This is a genomic window from Bradyrhizobium frederickii, from assembly GCF_004570865.1.
GTDB lineage: Bacteria > Pseudomonadota > Alphaproteobacteria > Rhizobiales > Xanthobacteraceae > Bradyrhizobium > Bradyrhizobium frederickii.
This window is the reverse complement of the sequence record NZ_SPQS01000017.1, coordinates 180001-182982: the sequence shown is the minus strand read 5'-3', so window position 1 is coordinate 182982 and position 2982 is coordinate 180001. Positions and strand designations below refer to the sequence as shown.

The 2982-nt window shown below is 55.7% G+C and carries 1 protein-coding gene, 2 tRNA genes and 2 rRNA genes (1 of these 5 only partly in view); all 5 read left to right on the top strand.

The window, feature by feature from the left end; translation table 11 throughout:
* The coding region (locus E4K64_RS40885; RefSeq protein ID WP_209311992.1) for a hypothetical protein at positions 1 to 212 on the top strand (212 nt) is incomplete at its 5' end.
* Between the two features lie 409 nt (positions 213 to 621).
* Positions 622 to 2110, top strand: a 16S ribosomal RNA gene (locus tag E4K64_RS27185).
* A gap of 187 nt (positions 2111 to 2297) precedes the next feature.
* Positions 2298 to 2374 (top strand) — tRNA-Ile (locus E4K64_RS27180).
* A 114-nt stretch (positions 2375 to 2488) separates the two neighbouring features.
* Positions 2489 to 2564 (top strand) — tRNA-Ala (locus tag E4K64_RS27175).
* A 409-nt stretch (positions 2565 to 2973) separates the two neighbouring features.
* Positions 2974 to 2982 (top strand): 23S ribosomal RNA (locus E4K64_RS27170) (it continues 2837 nt past the right edge of the window).
* Together the 16S and 23S rRNA genes with 2 tRNA genes alongside form the textbook arrangement of a ribosomal RNA operon.

The following is a 2982-nucleotide window of genomic DNA, read 5'->3' as shown; positions in this document are numbered from 1 at the left end:
GGGCTGAAGAGGGGGGTCTGGAGCGCCTTCCGGGGCGCGCCGACGGCCAAACTTTTTTTCAGATTTTTTGCCGTCTCGGTCCCGTCGCCGCTCTCGGTGCCTCGCTAATCACCTGGAAACGTTGGATTTTTCTCGACGATCCACTGTGCGACGATTTGTTGACGATTGGCGTTGACAGCCCGGAAGGTGGGGCCTATAACCCCAACCACTGAGCGCGGCGCCGCCGGGTCACTGACCAAGGCGAGCGAACGCGCCACTGATGCTCCTCACCTTGTTGAGTGACACAACAGCCGACACAAGTCGGTTGGAGTTCATCCATCGTCGGTAAGGGTGTCGGAACCCTTCCCACCTAGGGAAGGTTGGGGCCTCCTGGTCCCGGGCTGTTTGACAAGTGAAGATGAAGAAAGAGAAACGTGGACGGCGGAGTCCTTGCGGGTCTCGCTTCGGGAAAGCTTCGGCTTTTCTGATCGAGACCGGACGAAAGACTTCGGCGGTACACGTTTTAAAGGAAACACCATCGTTGCCAGCGATGTGAATCGCAGGCAGCTCATCGGCTTCGGTCGATGGAAAAATGGTGGGACCTCGTCAAACGTTGTGATCAGCCGGTTCAAAGTTCAAGTCCAACTTGAGAGTTTGATCCTGGCTCAGAGCGAACGCTGGCGGCAGGCTTAACACATGCAAGTCGAGCGGGCGTAGCAATACGTCAGCGGCAGACGGGTGAGTAACGCGTGGGAACGTACCTTTTGGTTCGGAACAACACAGGGAAACTTGTGCTAATACCGGATAAGCCCTTACGGGGAAAGATTTATCGCCGAAAGATCGGCCCGCGTCTGATTAGCTAGTTGGTAGGGTAATGGCCTACCAAGGCGACGATCAGTAGCTGGTCTGAGAGGATGATCAGCCACATTGGGACTGAGACACGGCCCAAACTCCTACGGGAGGCAGCAGTGGGGAATATTGGACAATGGGGGCAACCCTGATCCAGCCATGCCGCGTGAGTGATGAAGGCCCTAGGGTTGTAAAGCTCTTTTGTGCGGGAAGATAATGACGGTACCGCAAGAATAAGCCCCGGCTAACTTCGTGCCAGCAGCCGCGGTAATACGAAGGGGGCTAGCGTTGCTCGGAATCACTGGGCGTAAAGGGTGCGTAGGCGGGTCTTTAAGTCAGGGGTGAAATCCTGGAGCTCAACTCCAGAACTGCCTTTGATACTGAAGATCTTGAGTTCGGGAGAGGTGAGTGGAACTGCGAGTGTAGAGGTGAAATTCGTAGATATTCGCAAGAACACCAGTGGCGAAGGCGGCTCACTGGCCCGATACTGACGCTGAGGCACGAAAGCGTGGGGAGCAAACAGGATTAGATACCCTGGTAGTCCACGCCGTAAACGATGAATGCCAGCCGTTAGTGGGTTTACTCACTAGTGGCGCAGCTAACGCTTTAAGCATTCCGCCTGGGGAGTACGGTCGCAAGATTAAAACTCAAAGGAATTGACGGGGGCCCGCACAAGCGGTGGAGCATGTGGTTTAATTCGACGCAACGCGCAGAACCTTACCAGCCCTTGACATGTCCAGGACCGGTCGCAGAGATGTGACCCTCTCTTCGGAGCCTGGAGCACAGGTGCTGCATGGCTGTCGTCAGCTCGTGTCGTGAGATGTTGGGTTAAGTCCCGCAACGAGCGCAACCCCCGTCCTTAGTTGCTACCATTTAGTTGAGCACTCTAAGGAGACTGCCGGTGATAAGCCGCGAGGAAGGTGGGGATGACGTCAAGTCCTCATGGCCCTTACGGGCTGGGCTACACACGTGCTACAATGGCGGTGACAATGGGATGCTAAGGGGCGACCCTTCGCAAATCTCAAAAAGCCGTCTCAGTTCGGATTGGGCTCTGCAACTCGAGCCCATGAAGTTGGAATCGCTAGTAATCGTGGATCAGCACGCCACGGTGAATACGTTCCCGGGCCTTGTACACACCGCCCGTCACACCATGGGAGTTGGTTTTACCTGAAGACGGTGCGCTAACCCGCAAGGGAGGCAGCCGGCCACGGTAGGGTCAGCGACTGGGGTGAAGTCGTAACAAGGTAGCCGTAGGGGAACCTGCGGCTGGATCACCTCCTTTCTAAGGATGGTTCTTCAGAAGCTTGCTTCTATCGAACCGTTTTAGAAACATCAGTGGCCAACAGATCGCCAGATCGTTGAGCTGCATTGGCGGGATTTCGCCGTCTACGTTTCTCTTTCTTCGCGGACGAACACGCGCTGGGCCTGCGTCATGCAGGATCCCTGGTCCTTGACGGGATATGCGTTAGGGGCTTGTAGCTCAGTTGGTTAGAGCGCGCGCTTGATAAGCGTGAGGTCGGAAGTTCAAGTCTTCCCAGGCCCACCACGCTTCGCCGGTGGCTTCGCGTGGCACCGCCACGCAAGACATGAAGCGAAGCGTGTCCGGCATAGCCCGAAGGGCGACGCCGGACTTTTGAGAGGCGCTTCGTCTTCTGGTTACGGGGCCATAGCTCAGCTGGGAGAGCGCGTGCTTTGCAAGCATGAGGTCGTCGGTTCGATCCCGTCTGGCTCCACCAGATGGTTTGATCACCGAGATCCCGTGCCGTCGTCCGCGAAACATCACTTCGCACTTACCAGTCTGGATAGACGGTAAGCTGCGTGATTTCTGACATCGTAAAGAGGAGATCGATCCGAGTTGGATCGTGCGGCAAGCAATTGCCACGCGAGACTTCATTATCTCCGGATCATTTCGGCGCTCGTGCGTCCTTCAAGGTCAAACTTGAAAGGCATGCGAGTTGTAAATGATCCTTTTAGCGAAGCTTGACCGCCTCGCTATCGGAACGATCTTACGAAGCAAGCTGGTCTTTCTAGTCAATGTCCGGCTGTACGTAGCATTCATCGAGGGTGCGCGCCTTAGAGACTTCGGTCTCCTGGCAATCGTACAGACAACATTCTGCCGAGTGTGTGGACATTGATAATGAGAGCAATCAAGTG